Origin of the sequence: Roseibium aggregatum IAM 12614, from assembly GCF_000168975.1 — a bacterium.
Taxonomy (GTDB): domain Bacteria; phylum Pseudomonadota; class Alphaproteobacteria; order Rhizobiales; family Stappiaceae; genus Roseibium; species Roseibium aggregatum.
This window is the reverse complement of sequence record NZ_AAUW01000015.1, coordinates 51,052-65,941: the sequence shown is the minus strand read 5'-3', so window position 1 is coordinate 65,941 and position 14,890 is coordinate 51,052. Positions and strand designations below refer to the sequence as shown.

Sequence of the window (14,890 nt, the reverse complement as noted above, 5' to 3'; positions counted from 1 at the left end):
GAACTTTCACGGAGTGGACACATGAAAAAGATTCTGACTTTCCTCATGGCCGGTGCTGCCATGTCCTCGGCCGCCGCCGCGGAAGACCTGTCTGTCGTCGGTAGCTGGTCCAGCCTGCCGCTGCATCAGGACTATGAGGCGCCGTTCTGGCAGACCACCTTGCCCGAAGCCTCCGGCGGCACCATCAACACCACCGTCACCACTCATAACCAGATGAACCTCGGCGTCGGCGAAGTGTTCCGCTTGCTTGGCCAGGGTGTGTTCGACGTCGGCATGACGGTGGGCGACTATGCGGTTGCCGATGCGCCTGAACTGGAAGGCCTCGATGTGCCGCTGGTGGCCATGTCCGCCGACAAGGCCCATGCAGCGGTCGACGCTGCCCGGCCGATGGTCGAGGAGATTTTCGAGAAACGCTTCAATTCCAAGGTGCTCGCCATTGCGCCTTATCCGCCGCAGGTGGTGTTCTGCAACGCTGAAGTCGGCTCGCTGGACGACCTGAAGGGCAAGAAGATCCGCGCGTCCGGCCGCATGACGGCCAAGTTCCTGGAAGCGCTCGGTGCGGAAGGCATTACGGTTGCCTTTTCCGAGGTGCCGGGCGCGCTGCAGAAAGGCGTCGTCGATTGTGCGGTGACCGGGGCGGGCTCGGGCTACAGCGCCGGTTGGTGGGAAGTCAGCACGCATCTGCTTCCGATCCCGCTGGGCGGCTGGGATCCGGTGGTGACGGCGATCAATCTCGACAAGTGGAATTCCCTTTCCGGGGAGACCCAGGCCCTGATCCAGAAGGAAATTGCCGAGAAGTTCGAAGCCCCCGCCTGGGCATCGGCAGAAGGTGCGCTGACCAACGACATCGCCTGCCTGACCGGCAAGGGCGAATGCGCCTCGGGCGAGGTGCGGGACATGGTTCTGGTCGAAGCCAGCGACGGCGACATCGAGCGGGCACGGCAGATCCTGGAAACCGATGTTCTGCCGGAATGGGCAGAGCGGGCCGGTGGTGACTGGGCCGCGCGCTGGAACGAAAGTGCCGGCACCGTCGTCGGTGTGCAGATCAAGACCAACTAGAACCCGGGAGACATCGAGGTGGCGGAGAAACTCCTGTCAATCCTGTCGAGGATCAACCGGACGATAGCGATTTCGGTCGGCGTTCTGTTCCTCACCTGTGCAGGTCTTGTTCTGATTGATATCTGTCTCCGCCGTGTCGGTGCCTCCTTCGGCGGCACCGACGAAATCTCCGGCTATGTGATGGCCATCGGCACGGCCTGGGGCATGGCTTTCGGATTGAGCGAACTGTCGCATATCCGGATCGATTTCCTGCGCCGTTCGGTCGGTCTGCCGAAATGGCGGGCGGTGCTGGATCTTCTGTCGATCTTCGCCCTGTCCTCGACCGTCTCCATCGTCGCGCTGAAGTGCTGGCCGGTGGTGGAGACGACCCTGCGCAATTCCTCAAGGGCGAATACGCCTCTGGAAACGCCGCTCGCGCTGGTGCAACTGCCCTGGTTCGCCGGGTGGGTCTGGTTCGCCGTCACCGCTTGGCTGACCTTTGTTGCCGGTGTGCTGCTGGTTCTGCGAGGTGACTTTACCAAATCCGAACAGGCCATCGGCGCTTTTCCGGAAGGGGAGACGGCCTGATGCTTTCCTTCGTTTCCGTCGGCCTTCTCGGCCTCCTCAGCCTTTCCATTCCTGTCGGCATCGTGCTGTTCCTGCTGGGTTTCGGCATCGACCAGTTCTTCAGTGCGTTTCCGCTGACGCGCGGCCTCGGCTCGATGGTCTGGTCGACGTCGGAAAATGCGGCGCTGATCGCCATTCCGTTCTTCGTGCTGCTGGGCGAGATCCTGGTGCGCACCGGCATCGCCGCACGAACCTACTCGGCGCTCGACCGCTGGGTCTCCTGGCTGCCTGGAGGGCTGGTGCATGCCAATGTGGCGACCGCCACCATGTTCTCGGCCACATCCGGCTCGTCGGTGGCAACAGCCGCGACCGTTGCGACGGTGGCCATGCCGCAGGCTGATAGGCTGGGCTACGACCCGAAGCTCTTTTCCGGTGCGATTGCCGCTGGGGGAACGCTCGGGATCATGATCCCGCCGTCGATCAACCTGATCGTCTATGGTTTTCTGACTCAGACCTCGATCCCCCAGCTTTTTCTCGCGGGGCTTCTGCCGGGTATCCTGCTGGCGCTGGCCTTTCTGGCGGTCACCGCGGCGGTCTGCCTGGTCAATCCGAAGCTTGGCGGGGAACGGCGGACGTTCCCCTTTCGGGAAATGCTGCTCGGGCTGGCAGACCTTCTGCCGATCATTCTTCTGTTCAGTGCCATCATCGGCTCGATCTACAAAGGCTGGGCGACACCGACCGAAGCGGCCTCTGTCGGGGTTGCCGGGGCACTGGCAATTGCCGCGCTCTTTGGCGGGCTGAACACGCGCATGATCGGTGAAGCGCTCATCGGCACCGTGCGGGTCACGGCCATGATCATGCTGGTGGTGATCGGGGCGTCGTTTCTCAACTTCACGCTTTCGGCCGCCGGCCTGTCGCAGGAGCTGCGTGGTTTCCTAGAAGGGCTCGGTTTTGGTCCCTTGCAGACGCTGCTGGTGATCGTTGCGATGTATATCGTGCTCGGCTTTTTCATCGAGACCCTGTCGCTGATGGTCATCACCATCCCGATCGTGGTGCCGATCGTCATCAGTCTGGGCTATGATCCGGTCTGGTTCGGCATCCTGATGATCGTGCTGATCGAGATGGCGCTGATCACACCGCCGGTGGGGCTCAATCTCTTCGTTGTCCAGAGTGCGCGGCGCGGCGGATCCATTGCCGAGGTGATGCTGGGAGCCATTCCCTATGTGCTGGCGATGCTGGCCATGGTCGCGGCGCTGATTGCCCTGCCGCAGATTGCCCTTTATCTGCCGATGGCCATGCGCTGACGGGACATCCGTAGAATTATTTTGGAACTGACTGACGAGGCAGACGTTTCCACCGTGATGAAGGCGGACCGGAGTATTCCGGAAGGCTCTTACACGAAGGAGACATTGATGAAACGGTTTACGAAACTCGCCCTGATGCTTACCGGTGCCACGCTTCTTGCGTCCCCTGTCATGGCTCAGGACAAGCCTGCGGGCGTTGAGGTCGGAAAACTGACCTGCGTTGTCGAGCAGGAAACCAATTTCATCGTCGGTTCCAAGGCCATCATGAACTGCACGTTCGACCGGGCCGGCAGTGGCGCTACCGGCTACTACACGGCGACCGTGAGCGAATTCGGGCTTGATATCGGTACGACCGACTCGGCCACGCTGATCTGGGGTGTTGTTGCCCCGACTGCCGACCTGGAAGTCGGTGCTCTTGAAGGCGAATACGGCGGTGTGACCGCAGGTGCCAGCCTTGGTGCGGGCCTGAAGGCCAATGCCCTTATCGGCGGCTTCGACAAGTCGATTGCGCTGAACCCGCTGAGCGTGGAAAGCCAGACGGGCACCAACATTACTCTTGGCATCAGCCAGCTTTCGCTGAAAGCAATCAAGTGAACCAAGTGACATGACGTCAAGAAGGGTCGGCTTTGCCGGCCCTTTTTGCGTTTTCTGCGCCTGTTGCCGCCGGACAAGTGCCTGCAGGCTGAAAGTCAGGTCCAACTGAAGGAGTTCCGAAATGGCATCCGATCAGGCAAAGACAATCAAAGGCGTTCTCACCAACTGGGAAGACGAAATCGAAGAGGAAGGCAAGGCCGACGTCGGCTCGCTGCTGAAGGCGTCCGGCAGCCGTGCGGCGGGCCCTTTGCTGTTTCTGCCGGCTCTGGTGATGATTTCTCCCATCGGAGCCATTCCGGGCGTTCCTATCGTTCTCACCACGTTGACGTTTCTGGTGGCAGGCCAGCTCGTTGTCGGCAGATCCGCCATCTGGCTGCCGTCGTTCGTGCGCAATCGAGGTCTGCCCAAAAAGAAGGTGACGTCGACCATCGACAAGCTGACCCCTTATGCGGAGCGCGCCGACCGTTACCTCGGACAGCGCCTGTCCCTCTTGGCCGGCGAGACGGCAAGCCGGATCGTCGCGGCGTTTTGCATCTTTCTGTCGCTTCTCGTTTATCCCGCCACCCTGCTGCCCTTTGCCGTCGCCCTGCCGGGTTCGGCCATTTTGTTGCTGAGCCTTGGGCTGCTGGTGCGCGATGGCGTCGTTACGATGGTGGGCCTGATCGTGGCTCTGGCAGCGGTCGCGACCGTCGTTTACTGGCTCGTCTGAGACTGTCTGAAACTCTCTGGAACTGAGAAAGTCTCCTCGTGGCTGGCAGCGGGGAGGAGGAGACCGGGCGGGGTAGCCGCCCTGGCAACCGCTACCGGCTCCGGAAGGTGCAAGAGTTGTGTGGCTTTTCTGAGCTGCAGAGCGCTCAGCCAGACACCTTCTGGACAGTTCATCCTTGTTGCCGGTGCTGCCGCCTGAAACGAGGGCAAAAAAAACGGGCCGCCGAGGCGACCCGTTCTGCTCACATGTCCGATCTTACCATTCAGCCTTTCAGCAGAACCGCATCCGGATTGGACTTGTAAGCGGCCGGCTCATAGGTCGGCGCGTTTTCAAGCTGCTCCTTGGTGAAGGGGGCTGTCACCAGAAGGTCGCCATTTTCCGTTTCGAACATCTTGAGGCTGGAGTAGGACACGGCAACCGGCTTCGCGTTGAAGCCAAGGAAACCCCCTACATCGATGACGACTGCCTGTGCCTTGCCATCCTTGCCGATCAGAACCTCGGCGACGTCGCCAATGTCAGTGTCCTGGTTGGTGTAGACCGTGGAATCGATCAGCTCATCGGTGGAGACGCTGGCCGCGTCGACCTCTGTTTTTTCAGCGGTCCAGGGGTCGGCCATGGCTTCGTCCAGACGCTGTTTTGCCGGGTCGATTGCTTCCTTGCGCACGGTTTCATAGGTGTCCTTGGCGCTTGCAGTGACCTTGTCCATCTGCTCGCGTGCACCTTCTGCCGTCATCCAGTGCGGAATATAGTCCGGACGCTCGTAAGGGGTCGCACCTTCCAGTTCCTGGCGAGAGACGTCGGTGACGACGATGAGCTGGTTTTCCTGACCGGACACGAAGCTGAGGCGGGTAAAGTCGAGGGCGACTTCCTTTTCACCCATGCCGAGGAACCCGCCGACGCCGACGATGACCGCACGCACGGTTCCGTCACGGCCGAAGACGACGTCATTGATGTCGCCGATTTCTTCGCCGTCAGCGTTCCTGCTGGTCAGGACCGGCTTGCCGACCATGTTGGTGGCAAGGATGCCGGTGGTTGCGTCCGGCGCAAGGGTGTGGAGTTCGAATTCATAGACGCCGGTGTCATTTTTTGCACCGGTCTGACCGCCGTCCTTCATCGCAGCGGTGTCACCGGCGATGGCGGCCGTCGAAAGGCCTGCAACGAGTGCGGTGGTGGCGAGTAGATGGCGAAGCATTTGAGCATCTCCCTTTGGGGTTAGAAATTTGGGGTTTGCCTGGTAAATGATTGAATTTTCAGGAAATTCCGAAGTCGCGCCACGATGCACAGCTATCTGCAGGCGTAATCGCGGCGCGGGAATTCAGGCCAGTTTGCCGGAGCTTTTCGGTCCGGCCAGCAGCCAGACGATGAAGCCGACAACCGGGAAAATCAGGATGCCGAGGACCCACAGCAGCTTGGCGCCTGTGGAGGATCCGCTCCCGAGAACCTGGATGATCGCGTAGACATCCACGATGAGGATTAAGAGGCCAACGATTCCATATTCCATGACAGATCTCCGGGTTGTGTAGCTGTTTCGGAAACGGTCAGGCGTGCAGAAGGTTCCCTGCTCTTCTTTTAATGGGGTGAAATAAAACTGAAAAAATATTCGGAACCAATTTCGGGTCGCTGCGTTAAATCTCCATATCTCAAATATCGGAGGTTGATATGCTTTCCTGGGCACTGTTGTTCTTGGTGGTTGCTATCGTTGCAGCCGTTCTTGGTTTTGGTGGTATCGCCGGTACTGCGGTCGGCATCGCCAAGCTGATCTTCTTCGTCGCTATCGCGCTGTTCCTGATTTCGGCAGTCGCGCACGCGATCAGAGGCCGCAGGGTTTGATACGAGAAAAACGGGCGCTACGGCGCCCCTTTTTTTGCCTTCTACATGGCCTGGATGAAGTAGAGGGAACGGGCGGAACAGATGCTCAGGCGGCACTTGGCCCCCTCCATCGCTTCCATTTTCAATGGTCTGCTCGGCGCCTCGTCCAAAGCGTGTTCTGTCCGTTTAAGCGGGGCACGCTTTTTTACTTTCTGAGCGTGAAGCTTTTCCAGAAAAAACAGAACCTGCTTTCCACGCTATGTTCTAGCCGGCTCTCGCCTGTTCGCGCACCGTATTGCGGGCGGTCCAGAGCCTGTGCGCGATCTGCTGTCTGTCCGGTCTGCTTTCAATGGAGAAGACCGCGTCCTGTGCGATGTTGTACAATTGCTTGGAAACCAGTGGCAAATGCTCCTTGCGGCACACCAGGGATGCCTTTTCCAGGGCGGAGATGAAGTGATCCAGCACAAGGATGTTGCCTCTGGAGGCCTGCCGCAGCGGGCTGACTGCCGTGTCCAGCAGATCGTGCATTTCCAGAATGGTCAGCCAGAGGCGAGGGGTGTCTTCGTCATCGGTGATCAGCGAGCTTGGAGCGCCGCGCTGAAGGATCCGAGCGACGGAGGCAGACAGGTGATCGATTGCGCTGATGGCGGTGTAGCTGTCGTTGACGCCGGGCGAGAGGGCGCGCAGGGCGATCTCCACCATCAGGTGGACCGAAAACTGGATGTCCCCTTCAGGAGCCCGCGCCTTTTCGATCTGGAAAGTTTTCTCGAGTTGTTTCAGATCCGGCTCGGATTCGGCAGTGCGGACTTTTGCAATCGGCATGCCTTCGATGACGTAGGTTCCGGGGCTGACCGTCACCTCGATGAAGCCGTCGAGAGACTTCGCGATTTCGATGAGCTGGTTGCTGTCGATGAAGGTGATGTAGCCGCTGTAGGTTGATTTGTAGACCCGGACCGGCAGATCAGGGATCTCGTCACAGTCATTGGGCTGTTCACGCGGCTCGTTGGCCAGTAGCTCGTCGATCGAGAACCGGAGCGAGGAATGGATCCGGCCGATTTCGGCATCAACGCGGATCCGTCCGGCCACGTCGTTCACAAAATAGACCAGCCAGAAAAAGCTCGCGCAGGCCAGCAGAATGCAGAGGATGACGGAAAATCGCAGGTCTTCGTTTTCGTCGACACCGAACAAGGCAATCATCGAGTAAAGGAAGGTCGCGCCCAGAAGGCCGATGGTGATCTGCGTTGTCCGGTTGCTGGCGAAGGTCTCCAGAAGACGCGCCGAAATATTGCCCGCGGCGAGGGTAAAGACAACCAGCGTCAACGAATAGACCAGGCTGATGACGGACATCATGGCGCCGGCAATGGTCGACAGGACCGAGCGGGCACCATCCACACTTATGGTGCTGTAGGCGAAAAAGTCGAAAGCTCTGTTCAGCAGACCCAGATCATCTATCACGAAGGCCGCGAAAGCGAGCAGGGCTCCCATGAGGGTGATGCAAATGGGGATGAACAGAAAACCCTTGGTCAGACGGACAAGCGCGTGTTCGCGGGCATTCTCCTGATAGATCAGATGCATCACAGTTCCCCCTCAGACCGGCAGGGCGTCATCCAGGATGAAACCCTGCTAGCCGCTGTTGCTATTAGACGCTCCAATCAAACTCGCGAATCCGCACCCGAAACCATACGCCCGTCTGTTACAGGCGCAGAAGCGGATACAATCTGGTTTTTCGAGAATGATCAGACGGTCAGAGCGTCCCTGATCAGGGATGCGGATGCGGCGGCAGCAAGTTCGGACCGTTCGAACTGTTCGTTGCCGTTCATGAGATCTTCCAGGCGCAGTCGTGCGCGGGAGACGCGGCTTTTGACGGTGCCAACCTTCACACCGAGGATTTCGGCAGCTTCCTCATAAGAGAAGCCACTGGCACCGATCAGAATGAGGGCTTCGCGCTGGTCATCGGCGAGAACCTGAAGGGCGCTCAGAAAATCCTTCAGTTCCAGATGACCTGACTGTTGCGGCTTGCTTTCCAGGCTGGCGGCATGTTCCCCGTCGGGATCTGCGACTTCGCGCTGCATCTTTCTGCCGACGGAATAATACTGGTTGCGGAGAATGGTGATCAGCCAGGCGGTGAGATTGGTGCCCTCGGTGAACTTGTCCTTGTTGGCTATCGCCTTCGCCAGTGTTTCCTGTACCAGGTCGTCCGCGCGGTCACGGTCGCCGCTGATGGATCTGGCGAAGGCGCGCAATCGCGGTATTGCGTCGACTAGATCCTGTTTGAACTGTGCGACGTTCATTCTGCGGCCTCCTCGTCAGAGCCTCTAACATCCAATGCAGACAACAGATCCATCATGTCGTCGGGTATGTCTTCCGACAGGGCCTCGTCATAAACTTTCTTGAGCTGGTTACCGATCCAGTCCTCTTTGGACTTGGATCCCGCCGAGGGTGTGATGACACCGAACCCAGCGTTGGGTACTTCGGGTTTGAGCTTGCTTGCCATTGCGGTTTCCGATTTTCGCGTCTTCGAAGATAGGCTTAATTGAGACATAAACGCAGCCGCAAAAAAAAAGTTCCTTGCGCAGGGAACTTTTTTTTGCCGAATGCATTTTCGAGTTACGGGCGCGCTAAAAAGCGGGCCGTTCGGCCGCTATCGAGCGGCACCATATTAAGGAACTTATTTATGTCCGTGAGCCTTTCGGAAGAAATCGCGCCGCTGCTGCCATATCTGCGCAGATATGCAAGAGCTTTGGCGGGAAGTCAGAAAAGTGGCGATGCCTACGTCAGGGCCTGCTTGCAGGCGCTGGTGGCAGATCAGACCATCATCGACACGACTCATGGCGTGAAGATCGGTCTGTATCGTCTTTTCCATGTTTTGTGGAACGCAAGTGTCGTTCCGCCAACGACACACGACGGGACCGTTTCCATTTTCGAGCAGACTGCTCAGCAACGTCTGGCAACCATGGCACCAGAAAGCCGGCAAACCCTGTTGCTGTCGACGCTGGAAGGTTTCTCGCTTCCCGAAACCGCGCTCATCATTCAGCGCAATGAAGAGGATGTGACCGGCCTGGTTCAGGATGCGATTGCTGAAATCGACCGGCAGACCAAGACCGATGTGCTGATCATCGAGGATGAACCGCTTATTTCCATGGATCTCATCCAGATCGTGGAATCCCTCGGTCATGGTGTTACCAGCGTGGCCCGGACGGCAAGCGACGCCATTGCTGCCGCCAAGGCACAGAAACCCGGGCTGGTTCTTGCTGATATCCAGCTCGCCGACGGTTCATCGGGCATCGATGCGGTGAAGGAAATCCTTGCGGAAATGTCCGTTCCGGTCATCTTCATCACGTCCTTCCCAGAGCGCCTCCTGACGGGCGAGCGGCCGGAGCCAACGTTCCTCATCACCAAGCCGTTCAACCCGAACACGGTCAAGGCTGGCATCAGCCAGGCCCTGTTTTTCAAAGGCACGGAAGAAGTCGTCGCTGCCTGAGGCAAGTGGTGACGGGATGAGCGAAACGGGACCTTTGTCTTGCGTGCGTTCCTCGGGACGCGAGCAAGATGGAAGTCCGGGTCGCTTGTCTACCGTGTCAGAACGCTGCAAATTCAATCCGGAAGGGAAGAGGCGGGCACCAAGGCCCGCCCTTTTCCTTCAGTGCCGTGAGAGCCAGTCCTCAATGTCCTTCTCGGCTTCTTCGCGGGTCTTGCCATATTTTTGTTGGATGAGGCCAGCAAGTTCGGTTCGGCGGCCGTCGACCCGATCGACTTCGTCGTCGGTCAGCTTGCCCCATTGGGCGATGGCCTTTCCTTTGAATTCTTTCCAGTTTTCTTCAATCCGGTCCCAATTCATCGGTCGTTTTCTCCTTGTCTTGATGACACATGGAAAACGGTTCCTGTGGTCAATGGTTCCAAATGAACTGCGGTCGGCACCGGCGCCGAACATGGACTGGCACCCAGGTGCGGAAGCGGCTTTCTTTTTGCGGGACTTTTGCGCAAGGCCATATGCCCGGACAACGGAGCAAGACCGAAATGTCTGATATCGTTACTTATCTTTTTGGCGCGGCGGCGTTCATGCCGCATGGATACTGCCTGCTCTGGCGCCCGGATCTCGTGGCAATCCATGCTATTTCCGACGGTTTGATCGCGCTGGCTTATATTATCATTCCCCTGATGATTTTCGACTTCCTGCGCAAGCGTCCGGACATTCAGGGGAATTCCCGCAGGATCGGGTATCTGTTCATCGCCTTCATTCTGGCGTGTGCGCTGACCCATCTGACGGCCCTGGCAACGCTCTGGTGGCCGATTTACGGCGCGCAAGGCCTGATCAAGCTGGTCACTGCCGCAGTCTCGGTGGCAACCGCAGTCGTCGTCTGGCGGGTACGGCCGATGCTGCTTGCCATTCCCTCGCTGCAGGATCTGGAGCGGGCCAACGATATGCTGAAAGCTGAAAATGTCGAGCTTTCCGACAAGGTCGGCAGAACCCGTCGGGAGGTCAAGCAGATCAACGAGCGCTTTGAAACCGCTCTGACCGGTTCCAACATTTCCGTTTTCACCCAGGACAAGGATCTGCGCTACACCTGGATCCACAATCCGCGGTTCGGCAAGAAGCCGGAAGAGATCCTCGGCTGCACGGACCACGACCTCATGCCGGAAGAGACCGCAGCGGAAATGGATGAGGTGAAGCGCCAGGTTCTGGAAACCGGCGAGACCGCCTCGACGTATTTTGCGCTGGACAGCGAGGAGACGGGAACGATCTCCCTGGATCTGATCGTGCATCCGACGCGCAACAGCAGCGGCGATATCGACGGCGTCTTGTGTACGGCAATCGATATGACCGAGAAGAGCCTTTATGAAATCCGGCTCTCCTCCCTCGCAAGACAGCTTGCAGAGGCCAACCGGCGTTTCGAGAAGGCGCTCGACGGCTCGCTGACAACCGTTTTCGAGCAGGATCTCGACCTGAAATATGTCCACGTCGTCAATCCGTCGCCAGGTTTCAAACCGGATTTCTTCATCGGCAAGAGCGATGCGGAGCTGTTTCCGGAAGAAAGCCAGCTCAAGCTCATTCCGGCAAAAAAGAAAGTGCTGGAAACAGGTGAAAGCGCGGTCATCGAATTCGACATGGACATGAACGGCGTCAATCGCAGCTACAACATGCGCATCGAACCGGCGAGAGACAAGGAGGGCCGGATTACCGGCCTGATCGGTATTTCCATCGACCTGACGCACAAGCGCGAAAACGAACGCCAGATGCATCTCGTGATGCGGGAGCTGACACACCGCTCCAAGAACCTGCTTGCGGTTATTCAGGCCATGGCCCGGCAGACCGCGGCGCGCTCGGACAACACGGAAGATTTCGTCGAGAGCTTTGCCGCAAGGCTTCAGGCCATGGCCGCCAGCCACGATCTGCTGGTGTCACAGTCCTGGTACGGTGCGGATCTGAAGGAGCTGGTGCTGGCGCATCTGGCGCAATCCATCGATCCGGGAAGTCCGCAGATCGAGATCAAGGGCGACTCGCATTCGATCACGGCGGATGCCGCGCAGAACCTTGGCCTTGCCCTGCATGAGCTGACGACCAATGCCGCCAAATATGGCGCTCTATCAGTGCTCGGCGGGAAATTGTCGGTCTCCTGGACGACGGAAGACGGCAAGATCAAGCTGGTCTGGAAAGAAAGTGGCGGTCCGGAAGTTGTGCCGCCAAAGCGCAATGGTTTCGGAAAGATGCTGCTGGAACGGCTCGTCGGACCGGCGCTCGATGGCGATGTCACAATAGAGTTCGCGCCGGAAGGCGTACGGTGCGTTATCGAGTTTCCGGTTCGGCAGGCCAATAGCTGATCTGTCTGAGACGTCAGGGTTGGGCTGATGCCAGGTGAGGAGAAACGTCCCGCAGTGGCGCCGGCTTTCAGGGGGCGTTTATGTGCGGGGTCTACTCGCGGCGAAGAGCCTTCAGCGCGTCATCGATTTCCGCAATCAGCTCTTGTGGTGTACGGCCGCCTTGTTCGGATCTGGCCTGCGGGGCCTTGCGCAGACTTGCCCGCCAGGACAGCAATGCCGTCCGTTTTTGTTTGTCCGAGAGGGAACGGTCTTCCAGAACGCTTGCTGCGGTTCGGAACCCGGCAAATCGTTTCGGTACGCTGATCATGGCTTCTTACAATTTGGAATGATGGGGCTCAAAGCACGCAAAGGGCCGCCTACCGTATAACGGCACACGGCCCCTCATTTTCATCAAATAGCCTCAAGTTTCAGGCTGGGCCGTTCACTCGGTGATAACAGCCCTCAGCATCCACGCAGCCTTGTCGTGGAAGGTGATGCGCTGGGTCAGGAGGTCTTCCGTCACCGGGTCGCTGTTCTCACCGGCATAGGCCGCCATGTCGCGCATCTCCGCGGCAATCATCTCGTGGCTGTGCACTAGGTCTTCGATCATTTCGAAGGCGTTGGGCATGCCGCCCGCCGGAAGGCTGACGCTCAGATTGAGCTTGCCTTCGTCGACATTGACCGGAGCCCGGTGACCAAGCGCACGGATACGCTCTGCCAGGTCGTCGGTTGCGGCGAAGAGGTTTTCGTAATGCTCTTCGGTCAGATCATGGATCGATTTGAAGAGCGGGCCAACGACGTTCCAATGATAAAGGTGCGATTTGATCGTCAGCATGTAGGTTTCGGCCAGAATGACCGACAGATGCTTGGCAAGCTGCTCGCGCACTTCGTCGGAAACGCCTGTCTTGATCTGGTCGACCTTGGGAGTTTCGATGTTCAGTACCTTGGGCGTCGACATTGTTCTTCCTTTCTTGCTGTCTGTTGGCGCTGCTTCGTCGAGCTCTCTGGCTGACGAGCGCGCCTCGCGGTCTTCGGTAAGAAAAGTCTTCAACCATCTGTCGGTTCCATGTTTCTGACAAAAATTCCTTTTTTTGCGCGGATGGAAAATATGTTTTGAAATCCTTTCAAGAAAAGCAATTGTATTCGTTTCTCGGTCTCGTGGATGCGGGGCTGCGTTTCTTGCGCCTTATGCCTTTCTTGCGTTTCCAATGTCTGTCCTATCGAAAAGCAATGTTGGAACCTGCTCGCGTACAACAGCGTTACGTCTAGGGTGTGGGCTGATAAATGAAGACGAAATGGCATGAGAAATGGCGAAACCGCGTTAGGAAGGGTGCGCCGACATTGTGAAAAGACAGGCGGCGCGGGGCCTTTACGCGCTTCGGACCTATCCGACATGTCCGCCCCGCTGTCGCAGGCATCCAGGTGAACCTCGAATTTTTCCGGTCGCGCTCTACGGAGACGGATTACCAGAGTGGTGCCGGAAGCTATTGAAAGGAGACGGAGATGGCGTCGAAATCCAGTTCCAGCATCAAGAATGAAGACACATACGACGCCTTGCGCGACAAGGGTTACAGCAAGGAAAAGTCGGCGAGAATTGCGAATGCCCAGGCCAACGACAGCCAGTCTCCTTCCGTCAAGGGTGGTAAGGCCTCGCCTTACGAATCCTGGACCAAGGAAGAGCTCTATGAACGGGCGCAGGAGCTGGAAATTGATGGCCGCTCCAGGATGTCCAAATCAGAGCTGATCGAAGCCCTGCGAGGGTAGGGGCGGGCAGGTTCAGTGCCTGAAAACGAGGCCTTTTTCATCTCGACCGGTCTTTTTGTTCATAGACGCTGTCTGCGGGTGAGATCGCGCCCTGGCCAGGCATTAATTCCTTGTGATTTGTCTGGAACCAAATCACTGCCGGGCCGTTTACAGCCCAGACCGCGCAATTGAATGGCGCGGTAATCATACGCCCGGGTTCCGGGCTTCATCCCATTTACGCAATGCGCGCCGTCCATCGTCAGGACTGCCCGCAATCGAGAACAGGAGCGATATGATGGCAACCGCTAAGACTGCCACGGCAACGACCTCCAATCCTGCCAATGACACCGTGAGCGCCCGCGAAATCGAAGAAAACATCGAACGCATTCGTGGTGATATCGCCGCTCTGGCCGGGTCGCTGAAGAAGTATGGCTCCGGCAAGACGGACGAGTACAAGTCCAAGGCCGCTGCTGCCGGCGAGGATCTGACCAAGATGTCTCAGGACGCCCTGAGTGATCTTTCGGCCGAATTGCAGAAGTACGAACGGGCCTTCGTTGCGGAAGTTCGCAAACGTCCGTTGCAGTCCATCGGAATTGCCGCCGGTATCGGCTTTCTGATCGCCGCGCTGGTGCGTCGCTGATGTTCCTGCGTGCCATTCCAATGGCTTTCGGAGCCGTTTCGCGGGACTTTAACGGCATGGTTCGCCGTGCCAAGCGCAATGCCGTGTTGAGTGGCATTGCGGCTGTGTGTTTCGCAACGGCTTACGTGGCCGGAGTGGTGGCAGTCGGCGCTTATCTTGCACCGATATTCGGCCCTGCGGTGGCGGCATTGCTGATTGCCGTCATCATGGCGGTTACCGGATTGGTTTTTGTCGCGGTGCTGAGCTTCCTGAAGCACAGGGACCGCAAACGCAAGGCGCATTCACAGGTCGCTCAACGGCTTACGCTGGCTGCTGCCGTTTCCATTCTGCCACAGCTCACAAAATCCAAAGGCCTGATGGTTACCGTCGCCCTGGGTGGCCTGGCCTTGCTGGCAGCTCAGGCGTTGGGTGGCGAAGATCGCGACTAGGGCGTGGCCCATAAAAGAAGACGAAATGGCGTGAGAAATGGCGAAGCAGAGTCAGGAAATGTGCGCGGAGCGGGTTTTCTGCCCGGTCAGGCACGCTGACGACACGCTGAAAAGCGATTTTCATGTTCTTCGGATTTGACCGGATTGGTTCTCATTAGCGTTGCGAAAGCTTGGAAATGAGCCGCATTTCCTGCGCTTCCGCGCCTTGACGAGGAGCAATCCGCCTCAAACAATTTTATCTTCGTTTATGGGCCCACAC

Annotated in this window: 19 protein-coding genes; 11 read left to right on the top strand and 8 right to left on the bottom strand. The window is 58.2% G+C overall.

All coding sequences use genetic code 11. The annotated features are described in order from the left end of the window. Window positions 1–21: 21 nt before the first annotated feature. From SIAM614_RS19680 to SIAM614_RS19660, 5 genes are all read left to right on the top strand, one after another. Entirely contained in the window at window positions 22–1,059 is a 1,038-nt protein-coding gene (locus SIAM614_RS19680) for a TRAP transporter substrate-binding protein (RefSeq protein ID WP_006937228.1), read from the top strand. An 18-nt stretch (window positions 1,060–1,077) separates the two neighbouring features. After that, a complete protein-coding gene (locus SIAM614_RS19675) occupies window positions 1,078–1,626 on the top strand; it encodes a TRAP transporter small permease subunit (RefSeq protein ID WP_006937226.1) in 549 nt (182 codons plus the stop codon). Then, window positions 1,626–2,909 (top strand): TRAP transporter large permease, encoded by a 1,284-nt coding sequence (locus SIAM614_RS19670; RefSeq protein WP_006937224.1) that lies wholly within the window; start codon window positions 1,626–1,628, stop codon window positions 2,907–2,909. Before SIAM614_RS19675 ends, SIAM614_RS19670 begins: the two co-directional genes overlap by 1 nt. A 108-nt stretch (window positions 2,910–3,017) precedes the next feature. Next, window positions 3,018–3,503 carry a DUF992 domain-containing protein gene (locus tag SIAM614_RS19665; RefSeq protein ID WP_208984048.1) on the top strand — a complete coding sequence of 162 codons (486 nt, stop codon included), beginning with the start codon at window positions 3,018–3,020 and terminating at the stop codon, window positions 3,501–3,503. A gap of 121 nt (window positions 3,504–3,624) precedes the next feature. Then, window positions 3,625–4,212: an exopolysaccharide biosynthesis protein gene (locus SIAM614_RS19660; RefSeq protein WP_006937222.1), complete on the top strand. Its 588-nt coding sequence runs from the start codon at window positions 3,625–3,627 to the stop codon at window positions 4,210–4,212. A gap of 262 nt (window positions 4,213–4,474) precedes the next feature. Here the strand turns inward: SIAM614_RS19660 and SIAM614_RS19655 are convergent, their stop codons facing one another. Both SIAM614_RS19655 and SIAM614_RS19650 read right to left on the bottom strand, forming a co-directional pair. After that, window positions 4,475–5,404: a PRC-barrel domain-containing protein gene (locus SIAM614_RS19655; RefSeq protein WP_006937220.1), complete on the bottom strand. Its 930-nt coding sequence runs from the start codon at window positions 5,402–5,404 to the stop codon at window positions 4,475–4,477. 123 nt (window positions 5,405–5,527) lie between these two features. After that, complete coding sequence (locus SIAM614_RS19650; RefSeq protein WP_006937218.1) at window positions 5,528–5,713, bottom strand: PLD nuclease N-terminal domain-containing protein; 186 nt, start codon at window positions 5,711–5,713, stop codon at window positions 5,528–5,530. Window positions 5,714–5,871: 158 nt separating this feature from the next. On the opposite strand from SIAM614_RS19650, the gene SIAM614_RS31280 reads away from it, so the two are divergent. Continuing rightward, window positions 5,872–6,042 (top strand): DUF1328 domain-containing protein, encoded by a 171-nt coding sequence (locus SIAM614_RS31280; protein WP_006937216.1) that lies wholly within the window; start codon window positions 5,872–5,874, stop codon window positions 6,040–6,042. 243 nt (window positions 6,043–6,285) lie between these two features. Here the strand turns inward: SIAM614_RS31280 and SIAM614_RS19640 are convergent, their stop codons facing one another. The 3 genes from SIAM614_RS19640 to SIAM614_RS19630 form a co-directional block, all read right to left on the bottom strand. Then, window positions 6,286–7,596 (bottom strand): DUF2254 domain-containing protein, encoded by a 1,311-nt coding sequence (locus tag SIAM614_RS19640; RefSeq protein ID WP_006937207.1) that lies wholly within the window; start codon window positions 7,594–7,596, stop codon window positions 6,286–6,288. 161 nt (window positions 7,597–7,757) lie between these two features. Next, complete coding sequence (locus tag SIAM614_RS19635; RefSeq protein WP_006937206.1) at window positions 7,758–8,312, bottom strand: sigma-70 family RNA polymerase sigma factor; 555 nt, start codon at window positions 8,310–8,312, stop codon at window positions 7,758–7,760. Then, complete coding sequence (locus SIAM614_RS19630) at window positions 8,309–8,515, bottom strand: NepR family anti-sigma factor (protein WP_040440639.1); 207 nt, start codon at window positions 8,513–8,515, stop codon at window positions 8,309–8,311. The genes SIAM614_RS19635 and SIAM614_RS19630 overlap by 4 nt, the downstream gene beginning before the upstream one ends. Before the next feature lie 186 nt (window positions 8,516–8,701). On the opposite strand from SIAM614_RS19630, the gene SIAM614_RS19625 reads away from it, so the two are divergent. Then, the gene (locus SIAM614_RS19625) at window positions 8,702–9,502 is read left to right on the top strand and encodes a response regulator (RefSeq protein WP_040440670.1); all 801 of its coding nucleotides are present in this window, start codon (window positions 8,702–8,704) and stop codon (window positions 9,500–9,502) included. A 159-nt stretch (window positions 9,503–9,661) separates the two neighbouring features. Here the strand turns inward: SIAM614_RS19625 and SIAM614_RS19620 are convergent, their stop codons facing one another. Next, on the bottom strand, window positions 9,662–9,952 hold the full coding sequence (locus SIAM614_RS19620; protein ID WP_324294002.1) for a CsbD family protein: 291 nt from the start codon (window positions 9,950–9,952) through the stop codon (window positions 9,662–9,664). Between the two features lie 86 nt (window positions 9,953–10,038). Here SIAM614_RS19620 and SIAM614_RS19615 point away from each other — a divergent pair, with 86 nt between their 5' ends. Beyond that, entirely contained in the window at window positions 10,039–11,841 is a 1,803-nt protein-coding gene (locus SIAM614_RS19615; protein ID WP_157139971.1) for a sensor histidine kinase, read from the top strand. A 91-nt stretch (window positions 11,842–11,932) separates the two neighbouring features. Here the strand turns inward: SIAM614_RS19615 and SIAM614_RS19610 are convergent, their stop codons facing one another. Together SIAM614_RS19610 and SIAM614_RS19605 are read right to left on the bottom strand one after the other, a co-directional pair. Further along, window positions 11,933–12,148, bottom strand: coding sequence for a hypothetical protein (locus SIAM614_RS19610; RefSeq protein WP_006937201.1), 216 nt, complete (start codon window positions 12,146–12,148; stop codon window positions 11,933–11,935). A gap of 114 nt (window positions 12,149–12,262) precedes the next feature. Further along, window positions 12,263–12,778, bottom strand: a complete 516-nt coding sequence (locus SIAM614_RS19605; protein WP_040440638.1) for a Dps family protein — start codon at window positions 12,776–12,778, stop codon at window positions 12,263–12,265. A gap of 545 nt (window positions 12,779–13,323) precedes the next feature. Between SIAM614_RS19605 and SIAM614_RS19600 the strand changes: the two genes are divergently transcribed. The 3 genes from SIAM614_RS19600 to SIAM614_RS19590 all read left to right on the top strand — a co-directional run bounded on the left by SIAM614_RS19600 (window position 13,324) and on the right by SIAM614_RS19590 (window position 14,631). Then, window positions 13,324–13,584 (top strand): DUF7218 family protein, encoded by a 261-nt coding sequence (locus SIAM614_RS19600; RefSeq protein WP_006937198.1) that lies wholly within the window; start codon window positions 13,324–13,326, stop codon window positions 13,582–13,584. 274 nt (window positions 13,585–13,858) lie between these two features. Continuing rightward, a complete protein-coding gene (locus tag SIAM614_RS19595) occupies window positions 13,859–14,203 on the top strand; it encodes a DUF883 family protein (RefSeq protein WP_157139970.1) in 345 nt (114 codons plus the stop codon). Next, on the top strand, window positions 14,203–14,631 hold the full coding sequence (locus tag SIAM614_RS19590) for a hypothetical protein (protein WP_006937196.1): 429 nt from the start codon (window positions 14,203–14,205) through the stop codon (window positions 14,629–14,631). The genes SIAM614_RS19595 and SIAM614_RS19590 overlap by 1 nt, the downstream gene beginning before the upstream one ends. Window positions 14,632–14,890: the final 259 nt, after the last annotated feature.

What these genes read in the sequence shown, in the direction of transcription:
- SIAM614_RS19680 (WP_006937228.1), top strand. Translation starts at nt 22, where the DNA reads ATGAAAAAGATTCTGACTTTCCTCATGGCCGGTGCTGCCATGTCCTCG.
- SIAM614_RS19670 (WP_006937224.1), top strand. Translation starts at nt 1,626, where the DNA reads ATGCTTTCCTTCGTTTCCGTCGGCCTTCTCGGCCTCCTCAGCCTTTCC.
- SIAM614_RS19665 (WP_208984048.1), top strand. Translation starts at nt 3,018, where the DNA reads ATGAAACGGTTTACGAAACTCGCCCTGATGCTTACCGGTGCCACGCTT.
- SIAM614_RS19660 (WP_006937222.1), top strand. Translation starts at nt 3,625, where the DNA reads ATGGCATCCGATCAGGCAAAGACAATCAAAGGCGTTCTCACCAACTGG.
- SIAM614_RS19655 (WP_006937220.1), bottom strand. Translation starts at nt 5,404, where the DNA reads ATGCTTCGCCATCTACTCGCCACCACCGCACTCGTTGCAGGCCTTTCG.
- SIAM614_RS19650 (WP_006937218.1), bottom strand. Translation starts at nt 5,713, where the DNA reads ATGGAATATGGAATCGTTGGCCTCTTAATCCTCATCGTGGATGTCTAC.
- SIAM614_RS31280 (WP_006937216.1), top strand. Translation starts at nt 5,872, where the DNA reads ATGCTTTCCTGGGCACTGTTGTTCTTGGTGGTTGCTATCGTTGCAGCC.
- SIAM614_RS19640 (WP_006937207.1), bottom strand. Translation starts at nt 7,596, where the DNA reads ATGCATCTGATCTATCAGGAGAATGCCCGCGAACACGCGCTTGTCCGT.
- SIAM614_RS19635 (WP_006937206.1), bottom strand. Translation starts at nt 8,312, where the DNA reads ATGAACGTCGCACAGTTCAAACAGGATCTAGTCGACGCAATACCGCGA.
- SIAM614_RS19630 (WP_040440639.1), bottom strand. Translation starts at nt 8,515, where the DNA reads ATGGCAAGCAAGCTCAAACCCGAAGTACCCAACGCTGGGTTCGGTGTC.
- SIAM614_RS19620 (WP_324294002.1), bottom strand. Translation starts at nt 9,952, where the DNA reads ATGTTCGGCGCCGGTGCCGACCGCAGTTCATTTGGAACCATTGACCAC.
- SIAM614_RS19615 (WP_157139971.1), top strand. Translation starts at nt 10,039, where the DNA reads ATGTCTGATATCGTTACTTATCTTTTTGGCGCGGCGGCGTTCATGCCG.
- SIAM614_RS19610 (WP_006937201.1), bottom strand. Translation starts at nt 12,148, where the DNA reads ATGATCAGCGTACCGAAACGATTTGCCGGGTTCCGAACCGCAGCAAGC.
- SIAM614_RS19605 (WP_040440638.1), bottom strand. Translation starts at nt 12,778, where the DNA reads ATGTCGACGCCCAAGGTACTGAACATCGAAACTCCCAAGGTCGACCAG.
- SIAM614_RS19600 (WP_006937198.1), top strand. Translation starts at nt 13,324, where the DNA reads ATGGCGTCGAAATCCAGTTCCAGCATCAAGAATGAAGACACATACGAC.
- SIAM614_RS19595 (WP_157139970.1), top strand. Translation starts at nt 13,859, where the DNA reads ATGGCAACCGCTAAGACTGCCACGGCAACGACCTCCAATCCTGCCAAT.
- SIAM614_RS19590 (WP_006937196.1), top strand. Translation starts at nt 14,203, where the DNA reads ATGTTCCTGCGTGCCATTCCAATGGCTTTCGGAGCCGTTTCGCGGGAC.